Annotated in this window: 26 protein-coding genes; 10 read left to right on the top strand and 16 right to left on the bottom strand. The window is 65.1% G+C overall.

Translation table 11 applies throughout. The features are described from left to right. Nucleotides 1-156: 156 nt before the first annotated feature. Genes BM075_RS16735 through BM075_RS24485 form a run of 3 tightly spaced genes read left to right on the top strand, consistent with a single transcriptional unit; the run spans nt 157 to nt 3,414 of the window. Nucleotides 157-1,284: a nucleotidyltransferase family protein gene (locus tag BM075_RS16735; RefSeq protein WP_143089896.1), complete on the top strand. Its 1,128-nt coding sequence runs from the start codon at nt 157-159 to the stop codon at nt 1,282-1,284. After that, a complete protein-coding gene (locus BM075_RS16740; RefSeq protein ID WP_177208389.1) occupies nt 1,281-2,957 on the top strand; it encodes an ABC transporter ATP-binding protein in 1,677 nt (558 codons plus the stop codon). Before BM075_RS16735 ends, BM075_RS16740 begins: the two co-directional genes overlap by 4 nt. Then, nucleotides 2,944-3,414, top strand: coding sequence for a lasso peptide biosynthesis B2 protein (locus tag BM075_RS24485; protein WP_177208390.1), 471 nt, complete (start codon nt 2,944-2,946; stop codon nt 3,412-3,414). Before BM075_RS16740 ends, BM075_RS24485 begins: the two co-directional genes overlap by 14 nt. Before the next feature lie 16 nt (nt 3,415-3,430). Here BM075_RS24485 and BM075_RS16750 read toward each other — a convergent pair whose 3' ends face one another. The 7 genes from BM075_RS16750 to BM075_RS16775 all read right to left on the bottom strand — a co-directional run bounded on the left by BM075_RS16750 (nt 3,431) and on the right by BM075_RS16775 (nt 11,892). Then, nucleotides 3,431-3,718 carry a PqqD family protein gene (locus tag BM075_RS16750; protein WP_093361844.1) on the bottom strand — a complete coding sequence of 96 codons (288 nt, stop codon included), beginning with the start codon at nt 3,716-3,718 and terminating at the stop codon, nt 3,431-3,433. A gap of 25 nt (nt 3,719-3,743) precedes the next feature. Further along, entirely contained in the window at nt 3,744-4,472 is a 729-nt protein-coding gene (locus tag BM075_RS16755; RefSeq protein ID WP_143089898.1) for a phosphoenolpyruvate carboxykinase (ATP), read from the bottom strand. Nucleotides 4,473-4,783: 311 nt separating this feature from the next. Continuing rightward, entirely contained in the window at nt 4,784-4,960 is a 177-nt protein-coding gene (locus tag BM075_RS25200; RefSeq protein ID WP_143089899.1) for a lasso RiPP family leader peptide-containing protein, read from the bottom strand. 39 nt (nt 4,961-4,999) lie between these two features. After that, complete coding sequence (locus tag BM075_RS16760) at nt 5,000-6,841, bottom strand: asparagine synthase-related protein (RefSeq protein WP_093361846.1); 1,842 nt, start codon at nt 6,839-6,841, stop codon at nt 5,000-5,002. Between the two features lie 73 nt (nt 6,842-6,914). Beyond that, nucleotides 6,915-9,116 carry a malate synthase G gene (locus BM075_RS16765; protein ID WP_245758884.1) on the bottom strand — a complete coding sequence of 734 codons (2,202 nt, stop codon included), beginning with the start codon at nt 9,114-9,116 and terminating at the stop codon, nt 6,915-6,917. Between the two features lie 252 nt (nt 9,117-9,368). Continuing rightward, on the bottom strand, nt 9,369-10,382 hold the full coding sequence (locus BM075_RS16770; RefSeq protein ID WP_093361848.1) for a YcjF family protein: 1,014 nt from the start codon (nt 10,380-10,382) through the stop codon (nt 9,369-9,371). 88 nt (nt 10,383-10,470) lie between these two features. After that, complete coding sequence (locus BM075_RS16775; protein ID WP_093361916.1) at nt 10,471-11,892, bottom strand: YcjX family GTP-binding protein; 1,422 nt, start codon at nt 11,890-11,892, stop codon at nt 10,471-10,473. 235 nt (nt 11,893-12,127) lie between these two features. On the opposite strand from BM075_RS16775, the gene truA reads away from it, so the two are divergent. Continuing rightward, the gene (truA, locus tag BM075_RS16780; protein WP_093361849.1) at nt 12,128-12,910 is read left to right on the top strand and encodes a tRNA pseudouridine(38-40) synthase TruA; all 783 of its coding nucleotides are present in this window, start codon (nt 12,128-12,130) and stop codon (nt 12,908-12,910) included. An 87-nt stretch (nt 12,911-12,997) separates the two neighbouring features. On the opposite strand, the gene BM075_RS16785 is transcribed toward truA, so the two are convergent. The 4 genes from BM075_RS16785 to argH all read right to left on the bottom strand — a co-directional run bounded on the left by BM075_RS16785 (nt 12,998) and on the right by argH (nt 18,572). Further along, complete coding sequence (locus BM075_RS16785) at nt 12,998-15,571, bottom strand: TIGR02302 family protein (protein ID WP_093361850.1); 2,574 nt, start codon at nt 15,569-15,571, stop codon at nt 12,998-13,000. Between the two features lie 49 nt (nt 15,572-15,620). After that, entirely contained in the window at nt 15,621-16,889 is a 1,269-nt protein-coding gene (gene lysA, locus BM075_RS16790; protein WP_093361851.1) for a diaminopimelate decarboxylase, read from the bottom strand. 100 nt (nt 16,890-16,989) lie between these two features. Then, nucleotides 16,990-17,175 (bottom strand): argininosuccinate lyase, encoded by a 186-nt coding sequence (locus BM075_RS24220; RefSeq protein WP_143089900.1) that lies wholly within the window; start codon nt 17,173-17,175, stop codon nt 16,990-16,992. Then, the gene (argH, locus tag BM075_RS16795; RefSeq protein ID WP_093361852.1) at nt 17,172-18,572 is read right to left on the bottom strand and encodes an argininosuccinate lyase; all 1,401 of its coding nucleotides are present in this window, start codon (nt 18,570-18,572) and stop codon (nt 17,172-17,174) included. Before argH ends, BM075_RS24220 begins: the two co-directional genes overlap by 4 nt. A 23-nt stretch (nt 18,573-18,595) precedes the next feature. On the opposite strand from argH, the gene BM075_RS16800 reads away from it, so the two are divergent. After that, nucleotides 18,596-19,153, top strand: coding sequence for a TlpA family protein disulfide reductase (locus tag BM075_RS16800; RefSeq protein ID WP_093361853.1), 558 nt, complete (start codon nt 18,596-18,598; stop codon nt 19,151-19,153). Nucleotides 19,154-19,221: 68 nt separating this feature from the next. Here BM075_RS16800 and BM075_RS16805 read toward each other — a convergent pair whose 3' ends face one another. Both BM075_RS16805 and BM075_RS16810 read right to left on the bottom strand, forming a co-directional pair. After that, the gene (locus BM075_RS16805) at nt 19,222-19,590 is read right to left on the bottom strand and encodes a rhodanese-like domain-containing protein (protein WP_177208391.1); all 369 of its coding nucleotides are present in this window, start codon (nt 19,588-19,590) and stop codon (nt 19,222-19,224) included. Between the two features lie 67 nt (nt 19,591-19,657). Continuing rightward, nucleotides 19,658-20,230 (bottom strand): DNA-3-methyladenine glycosylase I, encoded by a 573-nt coding sequence (locus tag BM075_RS16810; protein ID WP_093361855.1) that lies wholly within the window; start codon nt 20,228-20,230, stop codon nt 19,658-19,660. Nucleotides 20,231-20,362: 132 nt separating this feature from the next. On the opposite strand from BM075_RS16810, the gene BM075_RS16815 reads away from it, so the two are divergent. From BM075_RS16815 to yddG, 4 genes are all read left to right on the top strand, one after another. After that, a complete protein-coding gene (locus BM075_RS16815) occupies nt 20,363-21,196 on the top strand; it encodes an EAL domain-containing protein (protein ID WP_093361917.1) in 834 nt (277 codons plus the stop codon). Between the two features lie 367 nt (nt 21,197-21,563). Further along, complete coding sequence (locus tag BM075_RS16820) at nt 21,564-22,739, top strand: acetyl-CoA C-acetyltransferase (protein ID WP_093361856.1); 1,176 nt, start codon at nt 21,564-21,566, stop codon at nt 22,737-22,739. Between the two features lie 165 nt (nt 22,740-22,904). Continuing rightward, nucleotides 22,905-23,627, top strand: coding sequence for an acetoacetyl-CoA reductase (phbB, locus tag BM075_RS16825; protein ID WP_093361857.1), 723 nt, complete (start codon nt 22,905-22,907; stop codon nt 23,625-23,627). 110 nt (nt 23,628-23,737) lie between these two features. Beyond that, a complete protein-coding gene (yddG, locus tag BM075_RS16830; RefSeq protein WP_093361858.1) occupies nt 23,738-24,631 on the top strand; it encodes an aromatic amino acid exporter YddG in 894 nt (297 codons plus the stop codon). Here yddG and BM075_RS16835 read toward each other — a convergent pair. From BM075_RS16835 to BM075_RS16845, 3 genes are all read right to left on the bottom strand, one after another. Continuing rightward, entirely contained in the window at nt 24,606-24,776 is a 171-nt protein-coding gene (locus BM075_RS16835; protein ID WP_093361859.1) for a YdcH family protein, read from the bottom strand. The two genes, yddG and BM075_RS16835, sit on opposite strands and share 26 nt — an antisense overlap. Before the next feature lie 91 nt (nt 24,777-24,867). Further along, nucleotides 24,868-25,665 (bottom strand): tRNA1(Val) (adenine(37)-N6)-methyltransferase, encoded by a 798-nt coding sequence (locus BM075_RS16840; protein WP_093361860.1) that lies wholly within the window; start codon nt 25,663-25,665, stop codon nt 24,868-24,870. A gap of 1 nt (nt 25,666) precedes the next feature. Continuing rightward, nucleotides 25,667-25,888, bottom strand: coding sequence for a putative signal transducing protein (locus tag BM075_RS16845; RefSeq protein WP_093361861.1), 222 nt, complete (start codon nt 25,886-25,888; stop codon nt 25,667-25,669). A 56-nt stretch (nt 25,889-25,944) separates the two neighbouring features. Here BM075_RS16845 and BM075_RS16850 point away from each other — a divergent pair, with 56 nt between their 5' ends. Continuing rightward, complete coding sequence (locus BM075_RS16850) at nt 25,945-26,946, top strand: polyprenyl synthetase family protein (protein WP_093361862.1); 1,002 nt, start codon at nt 25,945-25,947, stop codon at nt 26,944-26,946. The last annotated feature ends 21 nt before the right edge of the window (nt 26,947-26,967 follow it).

Genomic DNA, 26,967 nt, shown 5'->3' on the forward strand with positions numbered 1-26,967 from the left:
CTGTGGCACGTGAGCATTCGGGGTGTCCTTCCCGCTCGTCCATCCGGCAGTATCTTTGAAAGGACCGGCCACATGGCCGGTCTTTTCGCAACGTGGGCTTGCTGATACCGATAGGTCACGACACTGAAGGGCGCGTTGGGAAACGGGATCAAGCACGTGGCACGGACATCTAAAGGCCCGGATCGCGATACGACAAACGAATTCGCCCGCCTCGATGCGTTCATAGGTTCGTACATGACGCCCCACGGCGGGGATGCCGCCCTTCCCGGCCCCGAACTCGGCCCATTCCTTAAGCGTGTCCGATACCACGGGGTGCAGGGCATCCTGAATGCCACGCCATCCTTCCAGGCCGCAGCCGGACCGGACCTGGCAGGCGCCGTCTCCCGGATGGCTATGGCCGATGCCGTGCACGAAGAGGTCCACCGCACCCTTTTGCGCGAGGTGTTCGACGCATTCGCTGCGGCTGAAATCCCATTTCTGGTCCTCAAGGGCACAGCAGTGGCTTACCTGTTCCACGAGGACCCGGCGGCGCGCCCGCGCTGCGATACGGACCTCTTCGTGCCGGAGGATCGCCTGTCAGATGCCGAAAGCTGTCTGGCAAGCCTCGGCTTCCAAACCTCGCCGGTCTACGCGCCGGTCTATCAGCACACGCACGCGATCACCCGCCACGGCATGAGCCTCGAGATCGACCTCCACTGGCGCGCCGCCAATTCCGAGGTCATCAGCCGCGCCTTTGAGTTCGACCCGATGCTGGCGGACAGCCAGCCGGTCCCCCGGCTTCACCCGGCCGCTCGCGCGCCGTCCTCCGCCGATCTGCTGTGCTTCGCGATCATGCACATGGCGCTCGATCAGGCGCACCGGAGTGGCGCGCGGATGATCTGGCTCGACGACATGGCACTCATTGCCCGGCGCCTCGGCGAAGCGGGCTGGGCGTCCTTCCTGCGCGGCGTGGAAGTACGGGGGCTTGCCGGGGTCGCGCGATCCAGCCTGAATAAGGTCGAAGCCAAGTTTGGCGGCTTGGTTCCGCAGCCCGTCACCGCCACGTTGAACACATTGCCCAACGGCGCGCTCTCCGACTACCTTTCGGCATCCCGCACACAGCGCTTCCGCCAGGAACTGGCGATCCGGCCGCCCGCCGACGCGCTTCGTTTCCTCTGGCAGGTCGTCCTGCCCGACCGCGCACGCCTCGCCGCGAAATATGGTGCCGCGCCGGCATGGAAGGTACCGTGGCTCTATGCGCGCCGTGCGGTGTCGGGCCTGCGCCAGTGGAGACTGATGCGATGAAGGCGCTTGCCCTACGGCTCCTGCGCCCGCGCGCAGGGCAGTTCCTTCTGGTCGCTTTGCTTATCGCTTCAGGAAGTCTCGCTGGTCTGGCACTCCCGCTGGCGGCGGGGCGGATCGTGGCGGGGCTGGTGGGTGACGCGGTCGAGGTATCCCCCGCGCTGCTGCTGGCCACCTTGGCATTTCTCGCCGTGCAGAATGGCCTGACCTACCTCAGCAATGTCCGCTCGGAGCGGCTCGCGACGCACGTATTGGCGGAACTCCGACGCACCGTTTACGCCCACGTGCAGCGCCTGCCGTTGGACTTCCATGAGAGCCGGCCCCGCGGCGCAACGATGTCGGTCCTCGTCCGGGATGTGGACTTCGTCGGCCAGTTCATGACCAGCTTTGCGGTCTCGATGGTGCCGCTTCTGGTGACCCTCGCTGGGGCGTCGGTCGCCATGCTGAGCCTCGATGTGGCCTTGGCGCTGCCGATTCTGGTCGTCATTCCGGTGGCCATTATCGCCTTCAGATTGTTGGCACGGCATTTCCGGCCACTCTCGCTTGAACTCCGGGATGCCGAGGGGCAGGTCCTCGACCGGTTGGAAGAGACCATCGGAATGATCCGCACGATCAAGTCCTTCGGCCGAGAGCCGCTGGAGGATCTGCGGTTCGCCGAGGCCGTGGCCGATGCCCGCGACCTGCGCTGCCGGCTCGAACATCGGGAAGCGGCGCTCCGGCCCGCGATCCAGTTCCTGTCAGGAGCTGCGGTGCTTCTGCTCTTCTGGGCGATTGGCGCGCGTCTGTCCGGCTCCGGCCTGTCCACATCCGAATGGACGGCGTTGCTGCTCTATTCCGGGATGATCATCCGTCCGCTGAGCGGTTTGGCGGGGTCCTGGGGCATGGTTCAGATTGCACGGGGCAGCGTTGCGCGGCTCGACGACGTCCTCAGGCTCGCGCCCGAAGACCTGCCGCCGGATTGGGCGGAGACGCCAAGGCTGACCGGAGAGATCTCGTTTCTCGATGTGGGGTTCTGTTACCCGAACGGCACGAGAGTCCTCGATGAGGTCAGCTTCACGATCCGCGAGGGCACCGTGGCCGGCCTGCTGGGCCGCAACGGCGCCGGAAAGAGCACCGTTCTGAAGCTGATCGAGGGCCTCTATCTCCCCTCCGACGGCACCGTTCTGGTCGGCGGGCAGCCGACCTCCGAGCAGGATCTCACGGTCCTCCGGCGGAACGTGATCGTCGTCTCTCAACAGGTCCAACTGGTGGACGGATCCGTCCGGGACAACATCGCCTACGGCCGCCCCGATGCTCCCGAGGAGGCCGTGATTGCCGCCGCCCGGCGCGCCTTGGCACATGACTTCATCCAATCTCTTGATAGGGGCTATGAGACCGCGATTGGCGAGAACGGCGTGCGGCTCTCCGGTGGGCAGCGGCAACGCCTCGCGCTCGCGCGTGCGCTTCTGTGCGATCCGCCGATCCTTCTGCTCGACGAGGCAACAGCCATGTTCGACCTCGAAGGTGAAGACGCGTTCTTTTCGACCTGCGCGGAGGCTTTTGCCGGCCGGACAGTCATCATCGTCGGCCATACGCCCAAGGTATTCGACGCCGTCGACCTTTGCCTCACTGTGGAGAATGGCCACGTCTTCTCCTCGGACCTGCCGCAGGAACGGAAAGCGCATGCGGGGGAGTGATTTCCTTCGGTTCCTGCTCACGCTCGACGGTCCGCACCGCCGGCTGGCGGCGGAGGCGTCGGTCGGCCTGCCCCGCCTGCAGCGGCGCATCAAGATTGACGGGCTGAGCAAAACGCTGTCCGCGCCCACCTATCCCATGTCGACGCCAGTTTTGCCGGAATACGATGTCCTCACCGGTTATGGGGCGGTCGTGAACAGAGTGGCCGGGATGCGCCTTGTCCGGGCCACCTGCCTCACCCGCTCGGTTTTCCTGCAACGCTGGCTCAGATCGCGGAATACCGAGACCACGCTCCGGATTGGCATTCGCACTTCGGAGGGGCCATTCGCGGCCCACGCCTGGCTCGAAGCGGACGGTCGGCCGATCAACGATACGGCCGAAAATGTCGCTCGCTACGAGCCGATTGCGGACGTGGCGCTTGCCGATGGGGCGCTATTTCGTGCTGCTGACGTCGGGTAGAGGCAGACCGGACGCTTCAGCCCGCAGGCTCGATCAAACCGCGCTCGCGAAGCTCGGAAACGAGGGCCTCCAGGTCCGAACGCACGTCGGCCTGGGCGACGTCGAATTCCGCCGCGACGGTGCTGATGATGGCACCCACTGTACTGCCGTCCGCGAAAAGGCTCCAGATGAAGGCACCGCTTCGGTTTAGGCCGAAATACCGGTCGGAGTTCAGGTCGAGGATCACCATTTCCTCGCCCACCGTCCGCGGAAGGACGTTCTGAGGCACCCGAAACCGATCGTCGTCGTCCAAACCAACCGTCATTGCCCGCACTCCCTAAATACTCGTATCACGGCGCCCGTCCCGCCAAACTGTCCATGTGTCGTGTCTCCAGGTGGTCTATCACCTTCGGGAGGCAGTCGAAACGGCGCGGATAGGACAAGGTGAACACGGGCACCCGGGCGGCGATCTCGGCACAACTCCCGATGAGCCACGCCTTCCAGTCGGCCGACCAGAGGTCGATCCCGAAACTGTTGCGCACGAGATGTCCGCAAGCCTCTGCGGGCGACAGGCGTAGGCTTTTTATCTCGTCGCCAGAGTCCTGTGCGGGCTGCAAAACGTAGATCGCGTCGAGCGGTCCGGCCTCCGCCGCGGCGTCGCCATCCAGATCCACCCGAAGCTTGCCCGGTGGACCGGCCTCCCCCGAGACAATCCCATCCTCAGCGAACATCGCCTCGAAGGTCTGCGGCCAAACCCGAAGAGAGGCCGAGAGCCCTCTTGCGATGACGCCATCGGCCAGCGGCGTCAGCGTCAGACAGTCGTCTGTCAGCAACGCATGCCCCGCCCGCATCATCGCAGCGGCGAGCGTGGACTTGCCCTGCCCGGACCGCCCGCAAAAGGCAACCGCCGCCCCACCGAGCCGCACGGCAGACATGTGCAGTGTCGCGATACGTTCGTGCGACAGGATACGAGGAATGATGTCGTCGGAGACCAAGTGGTCGAGGGCTGCCGGGCTATGCCGAAAGTGATCGGGCATCCGGACATGTCGGGACCAAGTATCGAGGACGAAGCGCAGCACGTCACCATCCCAGCATGAAATTGGCTCCGTCGCTCCTTTATGAGCGGCCTCGGCGGTGATCTCATGCCGACGAAAGGAAAAGTCCGTTGCCGGGTGCGTTACCCGGGCCACCTCGGCTCCGATCTGGCCAGGATCGCAATCAAATCCGAAAGACCAGCCTGCCAAAGGCTCCCGATAGGGTGCGGTCCCCACAATTAGATCCTGAATTTGCGGCATGACGATACACTCGCCCCATCGGCGCGGCAGGAGCCCTCCGGCTCCGGCGGCGCTAAACCAAGCTCGTTACGCGCCGCAGATGCTTTCAAGCATCTTCAGACGTTGGGCCTTCTGATGGTCTGATCGTCCGCACCACTATTTTCCCTGTTTCCGGCCGACCCTGCGAGCGTCAACTCGGACAATCCGCCCAGTTCGCTCAGTCTCGGCGCCTGGTAAGCTTTGAGGGAGCTTACGTCGTCAGACGATGCCGTCGTCACAAATCCATTATTCATGTCAGACCCGATTAGCCAATAATGCAGTCTCGTTAACCTTTAGACACGTTCTAGAAATTTCTCAAGTGTCAAGGCCATTAAGGTATGGTTTTCCGCTGACGACCCGGCGGGCGGCTTCATGTATTCTCTGACGGACAGCCGCGCGGCCTGAACACGATCTTTGGGAATGGCCTCTTCCAGAGCATTGTTGAACCGCCGACCGACGTGCTGGAACCCCCGGCGCCACCTGAGGTCCTCGGGCATCCTATCCGCCATTGCCCGGCGAACGATGTGTTTCGGCCACCCGCGCCGGCGTTTCTGGTCGTCTGGCAAACCGATGCAGAACTCCACGAGGCGCCTGTCCGTATATGGGTCGCGGCATTCGATGCCCCAGGCTGCCGCGATGCGGTCGTATCCTTCCCGAGCTGATGAAATGAAGGGAAAGACCATTGTCGCCATCGCTTCGGCTTCCCTGTCGTAGGGAGTCCGCCGTTCCAGTGATGCCCGCATCGCGCGTATGCGGCCGATGGCGTCGACGCGTTTTGCAAAAACCGGGTCGATGGTCGACCGGGCAATGATCTCGGCCGGGGCGTGCCGGTTCCAATGCGCGCTTCGAAGATGCCTCACCGCGGACGGCATGAGGACGCGCCGTACGACGCGGCCGAATTTGAGTGCCCCACTCAACGAGGATTGCCGAGCGAAATCCGCTTCGCCGATGCAATCCCGGTAGGCCGTCAATACGTGCCCTGATCGGACCAACCGCAAGATCATCGAGCCTGTGGAGGTCACCACATCGCCCATCACGCCATCCAGCATGACCGAAACGCCATGATCCGCGGCGGTTCGGTAGACCTGCCGCGGCATGGTGGCCGTGAAGTTGAAGGGTTCCTCCGTCTTAAGCAGGTCCGCCAGCGCCTGGTTCGCATGTCGGGATACATCCGTGAGCGGCACGTCAACCGGCTGCAATCCGCAGGTCTCCTGATTGCGCCTGATCATGGCCGTCTCGATGAACGTCGGGTCGTCCGTCACGCCCGAAAATGTCCGGAGTGGCGGTCGTCCGGCCGACAACACAGCCGCCGCCGCCACGGAGCCAGAGTCCAGCCCGCCGCTGAGCATGATCCCACCCGGCTTCGACATTCGTAAGCGACATCGGACGGCCTCATCGAAGACCTCGAGGAAGTGGGCCTCGTAATCCCCATCGCTTGTCTTGTCGCTGTGGGACAGCGCCGTCGGCTGCCAGTATCGCGATAGGTCCACGGTATGGGACGAAACGATCATCCGGTGCCCGGGCGGGAGACGGTAGACGTCTTGCCAGAACGTGGATTCGTGGTCGATCCCTTCCAGCGGGATCTGATCGTCGAGGAGGAAATCCGCGATCCGTGGTTCATACAGTTTCCGCGGGACCATCGGCGCGGCGACCACCGACATCGGCGTGGAGCCGAACACGAACCAGCCGTCGTTTGCGAAATAGGCAAAGGGCTTCATGCCCATGTGGTCGCGCGCGGCAAAGAGGGTCTGGTCCCGTGGATCCCAGATCGCGAAGGCAAAATCGCCCAGCAAGTGGTCCACACAGTCGCGCCCCCATTTGAGGTACGCCAGAAGTGTCAGTTCCGCGTCCGAGGCCGGATGGCGGCAGTCCAATGCCGTCAGCAGTTCCTCGCGGTTATCGAGGCGTATGTCGGCGGTGAGTGTGCAGCCGGTCGGAGGATGGCGGAGCGGCTGCTCGTCGCGCACGGCGTCAGGCGTGGTCAGGTTGTGTCCGTTGCCGAGGGCGGCCGCGCCGTCAACAAAATACCGCGTGCCGTCCGGTGCGCGCGTGGCGAGGTCCTTCGCCATCGGCACGAGGCTTTCGCGCGAGACCACCCCACCCCGGCGGTTCAGGAGGCCGAAGATTGCGCCCATAGGTCAGGTTCGCTCCTGCGAAGCTGCGCGCTCCCCGTGTTTCTGCCGCGGCGTTTGGGTCATCGTCCCTGCGTCAGCTGGCCGGCGCGTTGGCGGCCTTGCGAGCCTCCTTGGCCTTCACCTGGCGCCTGCGATGATGCAACGTCGGCTCTGTGTATCCAGACGGCCAATTGCCGTCGTTGAAGACCAGATCGCACGCCGCCTGGAACGCGTGGCTTCCGAACTTCGGCGCCATGGGGCGATATTCCGGATCGCCCGCGTTCTGCGCATCGACCTTTTCGGCCATTCGACGCATCGCGTTCATCACCCGCGTCTCGTCCACGACCCCATGATGGAGCCAGTTGACCAGTGCCTGGCTGGAGATCCGGCAGGTCGCACGGTCCTCCATCAGCCCGACGTCGTTGATGTCGGGCACCTTGGAGCAACCGACCCCCGAATTTACCCACCGAACGACGTAGCCGAGGATGCCCTGGCAGCAGTTCTCCACTTCCGTCTCGATTTCGTCCTCGCTCAGCGTGCGATTGAGAACCGGGATCGTCAGCAAGGCATCCAGCGAGGCCCGCGGCCCCCTCTCTTTTATTTCCGCTTCGATCTCGTCGAGGCGGTGGAAGACGTCGACGACGTGGTAATGCGTGGCGTGAAGCGTCGCCGCGGTCGGGCTGGGGACCCAGGCGCAGGTGGCCCCTGAGAGGGGGTGGCCGATCTTCTGGTCCAGCATGTCGGCCATCCGGTCCGGCGCGGCCCACATCCCCTTGCCGATCTGCGCGCGCCCCTTGAGCCCGCAGGACAGCCCGATATCGACGTTCCGGGTTTCATAGGCCGACAGCCAGGCCGCGTTCTTCATCTCTGCCTTCGGCACCATCGGGCCCGCCTCCATGGAGGTGGAGGTCTCGTCCCCCGTCCGGTCGAGGAAGCCCGTGTTGATGAAGCACACCCGCTTCTTCGCCGCCTCGATGCAGGCGGCAAGGTTGGCCGAGGTTCGCCGTTCCTCATCCATGATGCCGACCTTGACCGTGTTGGGCTCGAGTCCGAGGATTTCCTCGACCTTGGCGAAGATCTCGCAGGCGAAGCGCACCTCTTCCGGGCCGTGCATCTTGGGCTTGACCACATAGACCGAGCCCGCCGGCGAGTTGACCGGACCGCCCTCGCGTCGCAGGTCGTGCAACGCGATCAGGACAGAGATCAGGGCATCGAGAAGGCCCTCGTAGATTTCCCCTCCAGCCGCATCAAGGACCGCAGGGGTCGTCATCAAGTGGCCGACGTTGCGGACCAACATGAGCGAGCGCCCGCGCAGCACCTCCGGCGTGCCGTCCGGCGCCTCATACTGGATGTCCGCGTTGAGCGAGCGGGTGAAGGTTTGCCCGCCCTTGGCGACGTCCGCCGTCAGGTCGCCCTTCATCAGGCCCAGCCAGTTTCCATAGGCCTGCGCCTTGTCCGGCCCGTCGACACAGGCGACGCTGTCCTCCATATCCATGATCGTGGAAATGGCGGCCTCCAGGATGACGTCCGATATCCCCGCCGGATCGCTCGCGCCCACCTCCGTGGTGGGGTCGATGACAATACGGATGTGCAGGCCGTGGACCTTCAGGATCAGCTCCTCCAACGTGCCGTCCTCGGCTCGCACCGTTCCGGCGAAGGCCGACGGGTCGTCCAGCGCCGTCAATCCGGCCGAATGCTTGAGCCCGAGGATCGGTCCATCGAAGGTGAAGCCCGCCACCTCCTTCCACCGGCCTGCCGCCAGCGGCACGACCCGGTCCAGGTGCTTCTTGGCCCAACGGATCACTTGTTGGCCACGCTCGGGGTCGTATCCGCCTTCGGGCGGCAGGCTGCCCAGAGCGTCTGTGCCATAAAGGGCATCGTAAAGGCTGCCCCAACGGGCATTGGCGGCGTTCAGGGCATACCGCGCGTTCGTTACCGGCACCACAAGCTGCGGCCCGGCGATCCGGCTGAATTCCGGGTCGATATTGGCGGTCTCGATGGTGAAGGGCGCCGGCTCCGGCACGAGATACCCGATTTCTCGCAGGTAATCTTCGTAGGCTTTCGGGTCGATGGGTTCGTCGCGACGCCGGATATGCCAGGCGTCAATCTTCTGATGGATGCGACCGCGCTCCTTGAGGAGGGTCTTGTTGCGCTCTCCGAACGCCTCCACCATGTCGGCAAGGCCCGCCCAGACACGATCCGCGTCTAGTCCGGTGCCGGGTATCACGTCCTCCTCGACCAACCGCGCCAGCGTTTCCTCGACATTCAGGCCGTTGCGTTCGGTATAGCTATCCACGTCTCCCCCCGGATACTCGCCTGCGGCTCGGCGTCCGCCCAGCGACCCTACCAGAAATGCCGCCCGCATCAATCGTCAGGACCATTCCGCAAGCAGTCATGTCGCCCCCGGCAGAAGCCTCCCGCGCAGGGAATGTTGGCCCGAAAGCTCCACCGGACGTATCATCCATACGCCAGAACAACGTAACGCACGTGTGCCGTACGCCCCGGTACTGCCAGAGACGAAACCATCCGCGAGCCGTTCATGGTGGCCCTACCCTTCCGTTCCGAACAGCCCACTCAGCGCCCGTTTTACCAGCGACGAAACAGACGGCTTCTTCAGCCGCATGAACGGCAGCGGCCTGCAGACCTCGATCGCGGCCAGACCGACGCGCGCCGTCAGCGCGCCGTTGACCACCCCTTCGCCGAACCGCCGCGAGACCCGGCTGAGCAGCCCGCCACCCGCCACGGAGTGTATCAGGTCGTCGCCCACAGCCACCGCGCCCGTGGCGACCAAGTGTGTCAGGACGGAGCGGGTCAGGCGAAGGCTGCCAAGGGTGCCCGAGCGACCGCCATAGATCTCCCCCACCCGACGGATCATGCGCACGGTGGAGACCAGGGCCGTCATCATGTCTGCCAGCGCCAGCGGAACGATCGCCGTGACCGTCGCAACCTGCCGCGCCGCGGTCTCCACCTCCCGTCTCGCCGCAGCATCGAGCAGGGCCATAAGCTCCACTTCAGCCAATCCGAGCAACGCGTCGGCGTCGAACTGCTCCTCCGCCCGTTCCGCCAATCGTTTCCGGCCCAGGTCCAGCTCGCGCCGCGCCCCGTAGAGCCCTTCGAGCCGGTCGACCACCTTGCGCGCAGCCCCAAGGTCGTGCGCCGCCAGCGCGGCACTCGCGTCGGCATGGATCACATCCAGCCGGCCGAGCCGAAAGAACCCCGCAATCTCCCGCAGCGCCAGGCCCAGGATGGAAAGCCCAAGCAGCACAACCAGCCCAAGCGCAAGGGTGCCGAGGAACGTGTTTCGCGTCAGCAGCCCGGTCACGAAATCCCAAGCCGCGACGGTTGCGGCAAAGGTCACCAGCGAGACCAAAGCCCCCCAGAACAACCGGGCAAGGGGCGAGACGCGCCGTGCACCCACCGCGACCACCGTCTGCATCGCCTGCCCCTGAGGCAGGTCCGTGACGAGATCGGGAACCGGGGGCGCCTCCGCCGGCCCCGGCGCCACCGGCCCGTCACCCTCCTCGATGTCGATGAGGACGGGTCGCCTCGGTGTATCGCTCATGATCGTGCCTCCTGCGGACGCCGCCAAGACGGCCCCCTAGCCTCGGACGCCGACGGGCGGCGGCGGTTCCTCGCTATGGCCTGCCCCATCATCGCAGCCGGTCCCCAATCAGGAACTCCGCGGCCTGGTCCAGTCGGATGTGGGGCGGACCCAGGCCGGGCTTGCGCGTCTGGGAGGCGGGCGCGAAGTGCATCACCGAATAGTCGCCGTCGAGCCAGCGCTCCGCGCCTTCCCGCGCCGGTCCGGTCAGGCGCGAGGGATCTTCCGGCAGCGTGCCCGGAAACAGCACTGCCTCCCGCCCGGTCTCCAGCAGACGCCCGCGCACCATGTCGAGGCTTTCGCCATTCACGACGCGCGTCTCCTCCACAGTGGCCCGAAGCGCGGCAATCGCCATGGCGCGCGTCTTCGCACCGGCAAAGTCGGCACGGTCGCGGGCCTGGCGCAAAAGCGCCTCCAGGATCGCCGTCATGCGCCCATGCTGGCTGTGATGAATATGGTCCGCCTTCGTCGCGGCAAAAAGAATCCGGTCCACCCGCTTTTGTCCGAGCAATCGCGCCAGCCACGCATTCGCCCCGGGCCGGAATGCGCCCAGGATGTTGTCCATCGCGCGGCCCAAATCCTCCATGGCGCGCGGCCCGGCATGGATCGCGCCGAGCAGATCCACCAGAACGACCTGCCGATCGATCCGCGCAAAATGCTCCCGGAAGAACGGCTTGACGACTCGCGACTTATACGCCTCGTAACGCCGATGCATCTCGCGCCGCAGCGATCCCCGGGCAGAGGATCCATCACCGGCCGGCATGGGCACAAAGGTCAGCGCGGGCGAGCCTTCCATTTCCCCCGGCATCAGAAACCGCCCTGGCGTGCAGTCCGAGTACCCGGACTCCCGCGCGGAGCGCAGATAGCCAGTATAACTTCGCGCCAAGGCCTGCGCCGTGGGCTCTTCGAACCGCGCGGCCGCGTCCGTCGCGTCCAGGGCTGCAAGGAATTCCGACGCCTCCGTCCGGGTCCGGGCCAGCGCCAGAACCGCCTCGGACCACGCATCGTAACTCCGGTCGAGCAACTCCAGATCGAGCAGCCATTCGCCGGGATAGTCGATGATGTCGAGGTGGACCGTCCGTGGCCCGGAAAACGCGCTGAACATACCCTGCGGCTGGATCCGGAGCGAAAGCCGCAATTCGGAAATCGAACTCGTCGGCTCCGGCCAATGCGGCTCGGCCCCGGTCAGCGCGCCCAGATGATCCTCGAATGCAAAACGCGGCACTGTATCGTCGGGCTGCGGCTGCAACCAGGCCGACACGATCCGCCCCTCCGCCGCGGCCGCCAGGCCCGGCATCCGGCCACGGTCCATAAGGTTGGCGACCAGCGACGTAATGAAGACCGTCTTCCCCGCCCGCGCCAGCCCCGTCACCCCCAGCCGGATCGACGGCTCGAAGAAGACTTCCGACAGCGCGTTTCCGGCGTTCTCCACGCCCTGCACGAGCTCATCGGCGATGCGACCAATAACCAACCGTTCGTCCCTCTTATCTGCTTCTTTCAACATAGGGCCCCCAGCACGCCTGCCTAGAGGCCACGCGCAAACGCCCCGGCGGCCACTTGGCCCAAACGGGGGCCGGTCCGCCCAACGCTCTTAGCTTCTTGTGTCCCGAAATATCCCCGCCGGAGGCAGGCCGCGCAGCGGCCTTCGGCGCAGACACCACGCACACCGGATGGACAGCGCGCGCGCGCCGCGCTAAGCGCCGCCCATGCCACGTTATGCCCTGAAGATCGAATACAACGGCGCGCCTTTCTCCGGCTGGCAACGGCAGAAGGAGCACCCTTCGGTCCAGCAGGCCATCGAGACAGCCATCTCGCGGCTTCAGCAACAACAGGTGACGATCGCCGCTGCAGGCCGTACCGATGCCGGCGTGCATGCGCTCGCGCAGGTCGCCCATGTGGACATGGCACGCGCTTGGGACCCATTCCGGTTGTCAGAGGCGCTGAACTACCACCTCAAACCGTCGCCAGTCGCAATTCTGGCCGCGGCCCCGGTATCGGGCGACTGGCACGCCCGGTTCTCGGCTCATGAACGACGCTATCTCTTTCGCCTTCTCCCCCGAAGGGCGCCGGCGGCGCTGCTCGCAGGAAAGGTCTGGCAGGTCGCCCACCCCCTGCGCATAGCGCCGATGCAGGAGGCCGCGCGATACCTCCTCGGCCGCCACGACTTCACCACCTTCCGTGCCACCGAGTGCCAGGCCGACAGCCCCGTGCGAACCCTTGATCAGCTCGATATCGAATGGGTTGAAACGCCTCTGGGCCCGGAGATCCACTTCTATGTTCGCGCGCGGTCATTCCTGCACAACCAGGTGCGCAGCTTTGTCGGCACGCTCGAACGGGTGGGCGCCGGCGCCTGGACGCCGGAGGACGTGCGCCGCGCCTTGCAAGCAAAAGACCGCGCCGCCTGCGGCCCTGTCTGCCCGCCCCATGGATTGTATCTGTCCGGCGTGGGATACGTTGACAATCCGTTCGACCGCCCGTCCGAGCCCTAAGCGTGGCCCGCGCACCGAAGGTGCGCCTGGCCCAACGGGAGGAGATGCATCTTCGATGCGTCGACGACGGGCGGGAGCGCCCTGCCGTCAGAACCGGTCGAGGAGGCGTCGCAGGTAGTCCAGCTCGAGTTCCGGCCGTTCCCTGTCGCTTGAGCGGCGGCGCAGTTCGTCGAGCAGGTCGCGCGCGCGGCGATAGATGTCTTCGCCCTGGAGCAGGTTCTCCTCGCTGCCAAAACTGCCGGAGGAGCCAGCTTCGCGTCCGAGTGGGTCGCGCTGCCGGTTGCCGTCGGCACTGCCGAACTGCTCGCCCTCCTGTCCCTGCTGCTGTTGCTGTTGCTGTGCCATCGCCTCGCCAAGTGCGCGCATTCCCTCGCGCATCTCCTCCATGGCGCGGGATTGCTCGTCGATCGCCTCGGCAAGCTCGTTGCCCTCCAGCGCATCCTCGGCGCGGTCCATGTGTCCTTCGGCCCGGCCAAGCGAGTCCCGTGCGGCATCCCCCGGCTCCGTTCCCGCGCCCGGTAGGTCGCGTCGCAACTCTTCAAGCCGTTGCCGCAGGGCGCCCTGGCGCTGCGCCAGAGAGCGCGCATCGGGCTCTCCCTGTTCACCGGGCTGGCCAGGTTGCTGACCGGTGCCCGGCGCGCCGCGCGGCTGACCGTTGCCCGATTGACCCTGTTGCTGACCGGGTTGCTGCCCATCCTGCTCGCCGGGGTTCGTGTTAAATTGGTCCTGAAGATCGCGAAACGCTTCGTCCGACAGACCCTGCTGGTCTCGCAGGGTCTCAGCCAGACCCTGCATCGCCTGATCGCCTGGGCTTTGCCCCTGTTGCCCCTGCTGGCCCTGCGCGACCTGCATATTCTCCATCATCTGCCGGAGCTGCTCCATAAGGGCCATAGCCTCCTCGGTCCGGCCCTCCTCCATGAGCTGCTGCAGACGGTCCAGGAGCTGCTGCAACTGATCGCCCGTCATCGTCTGCATGTTCTCCGACAGCTCACGCTCCTCATCGGTCTGACGCTGCTGCTGGGCAAGCTGCCGCATGTAATCCTGCAGAGCCTCGCGGAACTCGTCCATCAGGTCGGCGATCTCTTCATCGGTCGCCCCGTTCCGGATCGCCTCCGTCAGCCGGTCCTGAGCCCGGCGCAACCGCTCCAGGGCATCTGACAGATCGCCTTCTTCGATGGTCAGCGCAATCGTCCACAGTGCTTCCGCCACCTCTTCCTGCGTCTCCGCCGACAGACCACCCGGCGCGCGGACGGCGGCCTCCAGCCGCAGGATCGCCACCCGCAGCGGAAGGTAATGGCCGCCATCACGCATGATCTCTTCCGGCCGGTCGATCACAGCGCGCAGGATCTGGGCGACGCGCAACGCGTTCGCCCGCGCCCACAACAGGTCGCGCCGTTGCTCAATCAGCGCCGCAGCCAGCGGGTCGAAAAAGCGCCGCCCTGGGAGGGCGATCTCGAGCGGCACGCTCGCGCCCTCCTGGCCCGGATCGTCGACAGCCGTCAGCGTGATATTGACCGGAAGGCCGACCCAGGGGTGCTTGGAGAAATCGGCCTCCATCGTTTCGACGAACTCACGCCGGTCGCCTGCGATCGTCATTGGCAAGTCTAGCGTGATCGGCTCCCGTGGATCCGGCTCCACTTCGAGGCCGTACCGCCGCTGAATGGCGTCCTCGTCGAGGGTAATCTCCGCACGCCCCGCAATGACGCCGAAATCGTCGGTGGCACGAAACGCCTGGGTCATCTGGCCGTTCGCTTCGCGCTCCATGTCGCCCTCGAAGGCGATGGAGGGCGGCGCGTCGGTCGTCACCTCGACGCGCCATTCCCGGCCGCCGGGCCCTTCGACGGAGAGACGTCCGCCCTGTGCAATCTCGAAATCCTGACTGGGCTCGGTCGCAGGTGTCGCCGCATCAGCGCTGCGGCCCGAAACCGACTCGTCGACACTCAGCGCGCCGACGGTCCCATAGAGCCTGAGCGTGACGCGGCTCCCGACCGGCGTCTTGAGAACTCCGGGATCAATGTCGTTCAGGTAAAGGCTCGGGAGTCCGGTGTAGGCAGGCGGCTCGACCCAGCCCTCCCATGCTGGCCCGCCAGCCAGATCGACCCCGGTTCCAGGAGCGACGGCGCCGCTGACGCTCGCTACTCTCCAGACGGACCCAAACAGCAGCCCCACAACGAGCGCGACCAATGCGACGTACCTCAAGGCGAAGGGATCGCGCCGGGCCAGTCGCAGGTCCGGCGGCACCCGCCGCGCTTTCGCCGCGCGTTCGGTCATCCGTTCCAGGTGGGCCGCCCAGACGGCGGCGGACGCATCGTCCCCCGCCCCAACAGCCTGAACATCCTCGAGCGCTTGCAGGGGACGTCCGGGCAAGGTCGCATCCAGCCGGGCGACGGCCTCTGCCCGGCTCGGCCAGTGGAAGCTGCGCAGACCGGCAATCGCGAACCAGACGAGCGCACCCGTCGCGATCAGGGCGCCGATCCAGACGATCTCCACTGGCGCATTCTCGTGGAGACCCAGCATCAGAATGCCTGCAACGGCGAAGATGATGGTCCAGACAGGCCAGAAAGACCGGGTCAGGCGCTCGGCCACCATGCCTGCTCGGGTGAGGCGCAGAGGCCGAATCAGGCGCCGCAGCGCGCGGGTTCGGGTGGCGTCCAGCTCCATCTCGCTCCTTTCGGCGGCCCGTAAGGCGGGCCCGGAGTGGGGGCCGCCCCTAGGACAGCCACTCGGGAATGTTATCGCGCGCGATCATTTCGTCAAAGGTCGGACGGGGCCGGATGACGGCGAATTGATCCCCGCGCACCAACACTTCCGGGATCAGCGGCCGCGTGTTGTATTCGGACGACATGACCGCCCCGTAGGCGCCCGCGGAACGAAAAGCGACCAAATCGCCGGGCTTTAGCGGCGGCATGTTGCGCCCACGGGCAAAGGTGTCGCCACTCTCGCAGACAGGGCCGACCACGTCGTAGGGCGTTTGCTCGAGTCCCGGCTCCGGCTCGAAAACAGGCACAATGTCGTGATGCGCGTCATACATGGAAGGGCGGACAAGGTCATTCATCGCCCCGTCCAGAATCAGGAAGTCCCGCCCCTCGCCGTGCTTCACATAGATTACGGCGCTCACCATGATGCCCGCGTTGCCGGAAATCAGCCGCCCCGGTTCGATCTCCACCTCGCAGCCCAGATGGCCAACGGTGCGCTTGATCAGATCGCCATAGTCGCTTGGCAACGGCGGCGCCTCGTTGCTCCGGGTATAGGGAATGCCCAGTCCACCACCGAGGTCGAGACGCCGGATCGCGTGGCCGTCGGCCCGCAGCGCCTCGGTCAGATCCGCAACCTTTCGATAGGCCATCTCGAACGGTTCGAGTTCCGTGAGCTGCGAGCCGATATGCACATCGATGCCCACCACTTCCAGGCCCGGAAGCTCGGCCGCACGCGCATAGGCGTCCCGGGCCCGCGCGATCGGGATACCGAACTTGTTCTCCGACTTCCCCGTCGCAATCTTTGCGTGGGTGCGGGCGTCGACGTCCGGGTTGATGCGAAGTGCGACGGGCGCTGTCACGCCAAGCGACGTCGCCACAGCGCTCAGCACCTCCATCTCCGGCTCGCTTTCCACATTGAACTGCCGGATACCCCCTTCAAGGGCGGCGCGCATCTCTGCCGCCGTCTTGCCGACGCCGGAAAAGACGATCCTGTCCCCCGAAACGCCGGCGGCCTTCGCGCGTGCGTATTCGCCCCCAGAGACCACATCCATGCCGGCCCCGAGCGCGGCCAGCGTCTTCAGAATCGCCTGGTTCGAGTTCGACTTCATCGCAAAACAGACGAGGTGGTCCATCGGCTCCAGCGCTTCGTCGAAAAGCCGGAAGTGCCGCTCCAGTGTCGCCGTGGAGTAGCAGTAGAACGGCGTGCCGACAGCCGCCGCGATATCCGCGACGGGAACGTCCTCGGCGTGGAGCGCGCCGTCGCGATACAGGAAATGGTCCATTCTGGCGCGTCCTTCTGGCGTGCGATCGAAGCCGGGTCTTAGCACACATGCGGTCCGCTGCAATTATCGCGAAGCCGAACGCAGCCGCCCATGCGTCCGGTCAGTCGATCCCGGAGACGAGCCGGGTTCCCCCGCTTCCGCCCACAACCCCCACTTTCGCCGAACCGGAGAGCGTGATGCCGGGCTGGACATGGTCTGGGCGATCCGAGGGCGGCACGGGCGCTCCGTCCACGCCGCAGGCTGACAGGGCACAAAGACCAAGGAGGAGGAAAAGGCCGCGTCTCATCCGATGCGCTCCTTCCAATCCGAGATCCGCGCGCGCACCTGGTCGGGCGCCGTGCCGCCAAAGGAGACGCGGCTGGCAACCGAATTGTGCACACCGAGCACATCGAAAACGTCCCCGGTAATGCCGGGGTGGACTGACTGCATGTCCTCCACCGACAGATCCGGCAGGTCGCAGCCACGCGCCTCGGCCATCGCGACGAGGGAACCGGTGACGTGATGCGCCTCCCGGAACGGCAGGTCCAGCACGCGCACCAGCCAGTCCGCCAGATCCGTCGCGGTAGAAAACCCGCTCGACGCCGCGGCCTCCAGCGCGCTGACGTTGGCGCGCATGTCGCCCACCATGCCGGTCATCGCCGCAAGCGCCAGCATCAGCGTGTCGGCGGCGTCGAAGACCTGCTCCTTGTCCTCCTGCATGTCCTTGGAATAGGCGAGCGGCAGCCCCTTCATGACCGTCAGAAGCGCGATGTTTGCCCCGACGACCCGGCCGATCTTGGCCCGGATGAGTTCGGCAGCGTCCGGGTTCTTCTTCTGCGGCATGATCGAGGAGCCGGTAGAGAAGCGGTCCGACAGGGTCACGAACCGGAACTGGGCGGAGGACCAGATTACGAGCTCCTCGGCCAACCGGCTGAGATGCATGGAGGTGATGCTGGACGCCGCGAGGAACTCCAGCGCGAAGTCCCGGTCGCTCACCGCATCCAACGAATTGGCCATCGGACGGTCGAAGCCGAGCGCGGCGGCCGTGGCGTGCCGGTCGATGGGGAAGGACGTGCCCGCCAACGCCGCAGCCCCCAGCGGGCATTCGTTCATGCGCGCGCGGGCGTCGCGGAAGCGGCCAATGTCCCGGCCGAGCATTTCCACGTAGGCAAGCATGTGGTGGCCCCAGGTCACGGGCTGCGCCGTCTGCAGGTGTGTGAATCCCGGCATCACCCAGTCAGCGCCGGCCTCTGCCTGCGCCAAGAGCGCCCCCTGCAGCGCGGCGAGTCCGTCCATGGCCGCGTCGCACTGTTCCCGCACCCAAAGGCGGAAGTCCGTCGCCACCTGATCGTTGCGCGATCGCGCCGTGTGCAGCCGCCCCGCCGGCTCGCCGATGAGCTGCCGCAGCCGCGCCTCGACGTTCATGTGGATGTCTTCGAGCGCAGCGGAAAACTCGAAACGCCCGCCCTCGATCTCTGACAAGACCGTGAGCAGCCCTTCTCGGATCGCGTCTGCGTCGTTATCGGTGAGGATGCCTTGGGCTGCCAGCATCGCGGCGTGGGCGCGGGAACCTTCGATGTCCTGACGGGCAAGCCGGCGGTCGAAATCGATGGAGGCATTGATCGCCTCCATGATCGCATCGGGCCCGGAGGCGAATCGCCCGCCCCACATCTGGTTGGCAGCCTGTCGAGACACGTCGGTCATGGATCGGACCCCGGAGGAAGAGAATGAAACATCTGTTGGCTGCAGTGGTCTATACGGCCCTCTGCGTGTTGGCAAACCCGGCACTGGCGGAGATGGGCGATCCTGCGGCGCTGCGCGACGGCGACATGAAGAAACTGGCCTTTCACGCCGATCCGAAGGACGTGCCCGACATTGAAATCGTCGATGCCGATGAGGCCGCCGTGCGACTGTCGGACATGGCGGGCCGATGGCTTGTGGTGAATTTCTGGGCCACATGGTGCGCCCCCTGCCGCGAGGAGATGCCCACGCTGTCCAATCTTCAGGCACACTATGACGGCAAGCCAGTGGATGTCGTGACCATCGCCACCGGTCGCAACCCGCCCACTTCCATCCGCCGGTTCTTCGAGGAGATCGAGGTTGAAAACCTCCCGCTCTATCGCGATCCCAACCAGGCACTCGCACGGGGAATGGGCATTCTCGGCTTGCCGGTCACGGTCATCATCGACCCGGAGGGCCGCGAAATCGCCCGCCTGATGGGCGACGCGGACTGGGACAGCGATAGCGCAATTGCGATTCTCGACGCCCTGTCCGCGGGGTCCTGACCCGAGGCTTGCAGGACGTCCCGCAGTACCGTCAAGCGCTTACGGGTAAGCGGGATACTGTCGCCCCGTCAGCCGACGACCATCCCCCCGGCGTTCGCCCAGGCGCCCAACGGGCCCATGTCATAGACCTTTTCATAGCCAAGGGCGCGCATCACCTTGCCCGCCATTCCGGACCGCGCGCCCGTCGCGCAATAAAGCACGATGGGGCGATCCCTACGCAGGGCTGGATCGCACGCCGGATCGCGCGGGTTCGCGCGATGGTTGAGCGCCGCAAGCGGGATATTGATCGCACCCTGTGCCTTCTGGCCGCCATCCAGTTCCGATGCATCCCGGACATCAACCAGCACGGCGTTTTCGGATTCGACCATCGAAATGGCTGTTTCACCGTCCACGTGCGTGGCTTTTGCCGCGAAGGGGTTCAGAACAGTCAGAAGCATCGGGTAGGCCTTATATTTTCTTTCCCGCATATATGGCCGGTACGGGGCGCATCGCAAGGGGGACGGATTATCGGCTAAGGGCTGCGACGTCCGCATGGCGCGCACAACCTATGAGGTGGTCGTTCACCATGCCCGTGGCCTGCATGAACGCATAGACGATTGTCGGCCCGCAGAAGCGAAAACCCCGCGCCTTCAGGTCCTTCGAAATCCGGCGGGACAGGTCCGTTTCCGCAGGCACCTCTTCGAGCGTTGCAAAGCCGTTCTGAATCGGGCTGCCCCCCACCCTGTCCCATAGGAAGGCGGTGAATCCTTCCCGTGATTCGATCTCGAGGTAGGCCCGCGCGTTGCCGATCGTCGATTCGATCTTGCCGCGGTGGCGCACGATGCCGGCGTCTCCCAAGAGGCGCGTGACGTCTGCCTCCCCCCACCCGGCAACGATCTCGGGGTCGAAGCCGGCAAATGCCGCCCGGAAATTCTCGCGCTTCTTGAGAATCGTGAGCCAGGACAGACCGGCCTGAAATCCATCGAGCACCAGCTTTTCCCAAAGCGCGCGCGAGTCGTACTCCGGCACCCCCCACTCGGTATCATGATAAGCAATGTAGAGCGGATCCTGCCCCACCCATCCGCACCGTTCACCCATCGTCTCGCCTCCGTCAGCCGACTGCTACGGGCCGCAAGCTGCCTCAGTGCGCGACGCTTTACCAGTTCTTCACGGGCCGGGACTTAGATGGCCGTGATTATTGCGGAATTCGTCAGGCAGCGCGGGCACGACATGGAACATCACACCGACCTGGACCTAGCGCCCGCGGGCAATCCCTTGCGGGAGGCCGTTTCGCTGAGGGGTCGGAGCATCTTCGGCATGGTGCGCCGCGCTTTGGACCGCAAGGACGTGCTGCTGGCCTACCAGCCGGTGGTCGATTCGCGGCGGCCGACCCACACGGCCTTCTACGAGGGGTTGATCCGGGTGGTCGACGACACGGGCCGGATCATTCCGGCGAAAGACTTCATCGAGGCGTGCGAAACCAGCGAGACCGGGCGCAGTCTGGATTGCTTGTCCCTGGAGATGGGCCTTGCCGCTCTCGCCCGCGCGCCCGCGCTGCGCCTGTCGGTCAACATGTCGGCGCGCTCGATTGGCTATCCTCGTTGGATGGAGACGTTGGAGGCCGGCCTTTCGGTCGATGAGACCGTCGCGGAGAGGCTCATCATCGAAATCACCGAATCCTCCGCCATGGTCGTGCCGGACAAGACGATGGTGTTCATGGAGCGGTTGCGGGCCTGTGGCATCTCCTTCGCCCTGGATGACTTCGGCGCGGGCTATACTGCGTTCCGATACCTGAGAGACCTCGATTTCGACATCCTGAAGATCGCCGGCCAATTCGTCACCGGCATCAACCAGAATCCGGACAACCGGGTTCTGACCAAGGCGCTGGTGCTGATCGCGCAGCAGTTCGAGATGTTGACAGTGGCTGAAGCCGTGGAAAGCGAGCAAGACGCACGGATGCTCACCGCCCTCGGCGTGGATTGCATGCAAGGCTTCTACTACGGGGCACCCACCACCCGCCCCTGCTGGCCCGAGTTCCCGCCATCTCTGCGGGCGGCCGGTTAGGCAAGGGAGCGCCCGTCTGCACCGGTCCGTGAGCCATGGATTTGTGGCCCGGCCGCGAAGGAAGATGCCGGCACGTCGCCATATCGGCGGAGCGCGCCGAGCACATGCGCCCCCTCCAACGAAAGCGAACCAACGTCGTGTCCGCCGCTGGGTTTTCCGATTCGTTGAGGCCGCTCAGGTACTCCACTGAACGCGAAATCAGCCCGAATCCGCCCCCCTGAGCCCTTGCGACGTGGGTGGGACACCCTGTCAGTTGCTATTGACCCGGCGTCACCCGTACCAAGTCGGTAGCCTTGGGGGGAGAAAGTTTGCAGTCTGGGAGGCAGACCCCTCAACTGAGGGCTTAATGACTTAATAGGGAGCCATCATGACAAACGTCGTTATCGCATCGGCCGGCCGCACAGCCGTCGGCAGTTTCCTCGGATCCTTCGCGAATACACCGGCCCACGATCTCGGCGCAGCCGTGCTGAAGGGTGTTGTGGAGCGCGCAGGCGTCGACCCATCGGAAGTATCCGAAACGATCCTGGGTCAGATCCTTGTCGCCGGACAGGGTCAGAACCCGGCCCGCCAGGCCCATATCAACGCGGGCTTCCCCGTCGAATCGCCGGGCTGGAACATCAACCAGTTGTGCGGCTCCGGCTTGCGCAGCGTTGCTCTCGGCGCGCAGCACATCATGCTGGGAGATGCCGCCATCGTTGCAGCCGGCGGGCAGGAGAGCATGTCCATGGCGCCGCACGTGGCCTACCTGCGCAGCGGGCAGAAGATGGGCGACCTGAAGATGCAGGACACGATGCTCCGCGACGGTCTGCTCGACGCCTTCCACGGCTATCACATGGGCCAGACCGCCGAGAACGTCGCCGAGAAGTGGCAAATCACCCGCGACGAGCAGGACGAGTTCGCGTTCCGCAGCCAGAACAAGGCGGAGGACGCCCAGAACGCCGGCAAGTTCAAGGACGAGATCATCCCCTTCACTGTGAAGACCCGCAAGGGCGACATCGTGGTCGAGGACGACGAGTACATCCGCAAGGGCGCCACGCTTGAAGGGATGCAGAAGCTGCGGCCGGCCTTCGACAAGAATGGCACGGTGACCGCCGGCAACGCCTCGGGCATCAACGACGGTGCGGCAGCCGTTCTGCTGATGAGCGAGGAAGAGGCCGGCAAGCGCGGTATCGAGCCTCTTGCCCGGATCGTCTCCTGGGCGAGCTGCGGCGTAGACCCGGCGATCATGGGCACGGGGCCGATTCCGGCGTCCCGCAGGGCGCTCGAAAAGGCAGGCTGGACGATCGACGACCTCGATCTTGTGGAAGCCAACGAGGCCTTCGCAGCCCAGGCCCTGGCCGTGAACAAGGACCTCGGGTGGGATACATCCATCGTCAATGTGAATGGCGGCGCCATCGCCCTTGGCCACCCGATCGGTGCCTCCGGCGCCCGCGTCCTGAACACTCTGCTCTACGAAATGAAGCGGCGTGACGCGAAGAAGGGCCTGGCCACGCTGTGCATCGGTGGCGGCATGGGCATCGCCATGTGCCTCGAACGTCCCTGATACTGTCAGCGGAAAAGAGTCTGGAGGGCGCCCATGTGGCGCCCTTCTCAACGGCGCAGCGACACGAACATCCTTGGAAAAACAGAACTGCGCAATATTGTTGCTCTATGCGCTGCGTTCTGATTAAGAGTATTGCAAGGCATTACGCGAACTTGGAGGAGAAAAATGGGTAGAGTTGCAATCGTCACGGGGGGGACGCGCGGCATTGGCGCCGCCATTTCAAAAAGTCTCAAGGCGGCCGGATACGAGGTCGCTGCGAACTTCGGCGGAAATGAGGAGGCCGCCGCCAAGTTCACGGACGAGACCGGAATCAAGACATACAAGTGGAACGTCGCGGACTACGAAGCGTCCAAGGCCGGCCTCGCGCAAGTCGAGTCCGACCTCGGCCCGATCGAGGTCGTCGTCGCCAATGCCGGGATCACCCGCGACGCGCCGTTTCACAAGATGACGCCGGACCAGTGGAAAGAAGTCATCGACGTCAACCTGTCCGGCGTCTTCAACACCGTTCACCCCGTCTGGCCCGGCCTGCGGGAGCGGAAGTTCGGCCGGATCATCGTGATATCCTCGCTGAATGGACAGAAGGGTCAGTTCGCCCAAGTGAACTACGCCGCGACGAAGGCGGGCGACCTTGGGATCATCAAGTCGCTGGCCCAGGAGGGCGCACGGGCCAACATCACGGCCAATGCCGTCTGCCCGGGCTACATCGCGACCGAAATGGTGATGGCCGTGCCGGAGAAGGTGCGCGAGTCGATTATCTCGCAGATCCCCGTCGGCCGCCTCGGTGAAGTGGACGAGATCGCCCGCTGCGTGACGTTCCTCGCCTCCGATGACGCGGGCTTCATCACCGGTTCGACGATTTCGGCGAACGGCGGTCAGTTCTTCGTCTGACGCTCCCTGCATTGCACCGAACCGCCCCCGCCACCGACGTGGCGGGGGCGGCTTCCGTTTTTCGGACGGTCGCACTTGACCGCACCCTCCGCATCTCGCAGAGGGGCCGGATGACACGCACGAAAGCCACCGCCGTCGGTTTCATCGCAGTCCTTCTCTGGGCGTTGCTTGCGCTCTTCACAGTGGGCAGCGCACCGGTGCCGCCATTGCAACTGACGGCAATGAGCTTTGCCGTTGGCGGTGCGCTTGGCCTGGTCTGGGCGCTCGCCACAGGCGGGCTTCACCGGCTGCGAGGGGTGGCTTGGTCGGTTTATGCCTTCGGCACCGTCGGGCTGTTCGGCTATCATTTCTTCTACTTCTCGGCGCTTCGTCTCGCACCGCCGGCTCAGGCAGGACTGATCGCCTATCTCTGGCCGCTTGTCATCGTTCTGCTGTCCAGCCTTCTTCCAGGCGAGCGCCTCGGCGCCGGCCACTTGTTGGGGGCTGCGATGGGGTTCGCAGGGGCCGCGCTCATCATTCTCGGCGATGGCGCGCAACTAACCGGAGGCGCCCTGCCCGGCTACGCCCTGGCGCTCGTCTGCGCGGTGTTCTGGTCAAGCTATTCGGTGATATCGCGCCGGCTTGCCCATGCGCCGACCGAGGCGGTCGCAGTCTTCTGCATTGCCACGGCCGTCCTCTCCGCGATTGCGCATGTCGCCTTGGAGGATACGGTGCTCCCCACCTCCGGTCTCGCATGGGCGAGCGTCCTCGCTCTCGGCGTCGGGCCTGTGGGGCTGGCGTTCTATGTGTGGGATATCGGGGTGAAGCGGGGAGACATCCAGCTTCTGGGGGTCGCGAGCTACGCGGCGCCACTGCTTTCGACGCTTGCGCTGGTTCTCGCCGGTCTGGCCGCGCCGACGCCGAGACTTGGTCTGGCGGCGGCGCTTATTACCGGTGGCGCGGTGCTGGCCGCGTGGGCCAGCCGTCGCGCCGGAAGGATCAGTTCATCGCCGTCAGGCGCGTGATCTCTTCCTTAATTCGGAGTTTCTGCTTCTTGAGTTCTACGATCTCGAAATCGTCGGAGCCTGGAGCCTGTTGAACTTCTTCCACCTTGGCCGAAAGAGCCGCGTGCTTCTTGCGGAGTTCCTCAACACGGGGGGACTCTGACATGGTCGATCTCTCCTCTAAAGCTTGTCAACGACTCAAGTGCACCATGATTTTTCGCGGTTGTCACGTTGAACCGGTAGCCCGCGCAATAATTTTACATCAGGCCTTTAAAGGGTTTGGTGTCAGCCTTATATGGCGCCGCCCCGAAGCCGGGAAGGGCAATTGCTTGCCGCAGAACAGCCGATACCGCGGGGGTATAGTCATCGCCGTCGGTCACGTGATGTGACCCCTTGTGCAGCACGAGCGGCGCGTGGAGCCGCAGCGGCGCGCGCCCACCCTTGCGCGCGCGAACGATGACCAGACGCGCCTCCCGGCCCTCTCTCGGCGCGAGCGGCTGAACCTCGACGGACCCGAGCCCCGCCAGCCCGCCAAGGATGTCCGAAAGCCGCTCCGCCCTGTGGATCAGCGTCAGCCACCCCCTCGGGGCAAGGCGGCGGGAGGCGACCGAAAGCCAGGCCGACAACGGGGTTTCTTCCCCCATGGCCGCTTCGCGTTGCGCGTGGCCGGACGCGTGGGACTCATCGCGGCGGAAATAGGGCGGGTTGGCAATGACGTGATCGAAGCTGCGCTGGCGGACATGTGGCGGCGCCGCCTGCAGGTCGCAGGTAATGACCTCCAGAGGCAGGTCGCAGTCTATAGCATTGCGCCGGGCGATCTCGGCAATGTCCGGCTGGCGTTCCAGACCGACAATCCGAAGCCCCTCGACCCGTACCGCAAGGCAGAGCGCAGCCGTACCGACGCCGCAGCCAAGCTCCAAAACACTCTCTCCGGGACCTGCCGGACATGCGGCGGCGAGGAGCACCGGGTCAATCCCAGCTCTGTAGCCGCGCGCAGGTTGCCAGAGCGTAAGGCGCCCCCCAAGATAGGCATCCCGCGTCAGGCCGTCGTTCACGTCAGTCGTCCTCGGTCACATCCAGATCGTTGTCCCGAAGGGCTGTCCGGGCGAGGAACAGGTCGGCGTCCCGCACCATGAGCCGGCGCGGCAAGACACCGATGGAGCCTTCGAGGACGCTCATATGGACGTCCATTTCGAAGCAGTCTATATCCTCCCCCGCAAGGAGGGATTTCGCGAAAGCGATGACCGTCGGGTCGTTGGTGCGTAAAACCTCTTTCATGACATAGACGTAAGCAGACCCCACCCGGGCTGTCGAGATGGGGTGACGAGAGCGTGATGAGCCTGGACCAACCTTCCGATAGACCGCACGACCGTCTGGCGCGCTTGCTGGCCGGCGAAATGGATCAGGTGAACCACCTGATCCGAGACCGCATGGCCTCCGAGCATGCCCCACGGATCCCCGAAGTTACCGCGCATCTGGTAGAGGCCGGGGGCAAGCGCCTTCGGCCCATGCTCACACTCGCCGCGGCCCGGATGTGCGGCTACAGCGGCGTGAACCACGTCAAACTGGCGGCGACCGTGGAGTTCATCCACACGGCGACCTTGCTGCACGACGACGTCGTGGACGAAAGCGCGCAGCGGCGCGGCCGGGCGACGGCAAACCTGCTGTGGGACAACAAATCCTCGGTGCTGGTCGGCGACTATCTCTTTGCGCGCTCGTTCCAGATCATGGTGGAGACCGATAGCCTGCGGGTGATGGACATTCTCGCCGATGCCTCCGCCACCATCGCCGAAGGCGAGGTGCTTCAGTTGACCGCTGCGCAGAACCTCGCCACAGACGAGGCCATTTATCTGCAGGTGATCCGCGGCAAGACGGCCGCGCTCTTCGCCGCGGCCTGCGAGGTGGGAGGCGTCGTTGCGGGCGCGTCGGAGGAACAGGTGGCGGCGTTGCGGGACTATGGCGACGCCTTGGGCATCAGCTTCCAGATTGTCGACGATCTGCTGGACTACGACGGCGACGCCGGTGCGACGGGAAAGAACGTGGGCGACGATTTCCGCGAGCGGAAGCTGACGCTCCCGGTCATCAAGGCGGTGGCCCAAGCGAACGACGAGGAACGTGCGTTCTGGCAACGAGTCATCGAAAAGGGCCGGCAGGAAGAGGGCGATCTGGATCAGGCGCTCGGCCTTCTGCACCGCCACGGTGCGATGGAGGCCACTCGCACAGATGCGCTTATGTGGGCCGGACGGGCGAAAGGCGCGCTGCAAGCATTCCCGGCGGGCGAGATCAAGGACATGCTTGATGATCTGGCGGATTTCGTTGTGGCTCGGGCGCATTGATAACGCCCCTGACGGGGCGTG

The organism is Tropicimonas isoalkanivorans, from assembly GCF_900112335.1.
Classification (GTDB): Bacteria; Pseudomonadota; Alphaproteobacteria; order Rhodobacterales; family Rhodobacteraceae; genus Tropicimonas; species Tropicimonas isoalkanivorans.